Genomic DNA, 1,320 nt, shown 5'->3' with positions numbered 1-1,320 from the left:
CCCCGGCGCATTGCACATACGCCGGACCATCTGCCGAAAGATGCCGGATAATGGCGGGCACGAGCATCCTGCCGGCCATCTGGTGGCTCTGGATCATCCTCGCGCTGATCTTCGGGGTGCTCGCCCTGCGTGTACCAAAGACCTTCTTTCTGGGCTGTGCACTCGCAGCACTGGTGATGACGATCGTCACCTATGTCTTGCCGGGATCGGGACTGCTGGCGATGCTGGCGGTCTATGGCGGCCTCGTCCTGATGTTCTGGTCCGGGCTGCGGCTGGCGCTGCGCAGCCGCCGGGGCGGAGCGCGCCCGGCTCGGCGTGAGGGGGGCGAAAACTGACCCCTTCAAGGCTGTCACCCTTGACGCAGCCCCAGACCACCTACATTCAGCCCGGATGAAAAACCACCGCCCCCTGCTGCTGTGCCTTCATGGCCTATTGCTCGCCACCCTTGTCTGGGTGACGCCTGCCGCAGCGCAGCAGGAGGGGTGGTTCACCACCGAAGCGCTCAACCCCGGATTGTCCGACCCGCCCGACGTGCTCGACCGGCGCACGCCGCTTGCCGCCATGGAAAGCTTTCTGTACCTCGCGGAGCGGGACCGCTTTGCCGAGGCGGCGCATCTGCTCGATCTGTCGGACCTGCCCGAAGACAGCCAGGCGCTACTGGGCGAACGGCTGGCGCGGGAACTGGCCGTGGTGCTGGAACGCAAGGTGGTGATCCCGTGGTCCAGCCTTGCCGATCGCCCCGACGGCTGGCTGACCGGCTCCAGCGACGACAATTCAACCGGGCGGGTGCGGCGGTCCATCCTGATCGACCGGCTGGAGGTCGATACCCACCTCGTCCCGATCCGGATCAACCGCGTCAAAGCGGGCGAGGACGCCGATGCCGTCTGGGTCTTCTCGCGCCAGTCGGTCGACAATATCCCGCGGCTCTACCGTTTCTACGGCCCGACCGCGCTGGAAAACTCCCTGCCCGACTGGGCCCGCGCCGAAGCCTTCTGGGGCATGTATGTCTGGGAAGTGCTCTTCATCCCGGTGCTGATCTTCGTAGCACTGGCGTCTTCACTGGCGGTCTACCGGGTGATGAAGCGACTGGGCGAACGCACCCCCCAGCGCTGGGGCCGCTTCGTGGCGCGTTCGCTCAAATGGCCGCTGGCGATCACGCTTTGCGCCGCCATCATCGGTATCTCGACCCGGCAGATCCTCGTGGTCTCCGGCGTGATCGACGCGATACTGAGCCCGCTGCTGCTGATCGCCTACGTGGTTTCCGCCACTCTGGCGCTGGTGCTGATCATCGACGAGATCTTCGACATGATCAGCCAGAAC

1 protein-coding gene and 1 pseudogene are annotated in these 1,320 nt (G+C 65.5%); both read left to right on the top strand.

Annotated elements, in window-relative coordinates; translation table 11 throughout:
- Positions 1–335: NfeD family protein (locus tag A3764_RS15035; protein ID WP_236628207.1), on the top strand; the 335-nt coding region annotated here is incomplete at its 5' end.
- A gap of 55 nt (positions 336–390) precedes the next feature.
- Positions 391–1,320 (top strand): annotated as a pseudogene (locus A3764_RS15030) (mechanosensitive ion channel family protein); the annotation flags it as partial.

Origin of the sequence: Sulfitobacter sp. HI0129, assembly GCF_001635395.1 — a bacterium.
Classification (GTDB): Bacteria; Pseudomonadota; Alphaproteobacteria; order Rhodobacterales; family Rhodobacteraceae; genus Sulfitobacter.
Note: the sequence above shows the minus strand (reverse complement) of the source record. Positions and strands in the feature narration are given on the sequence as shown.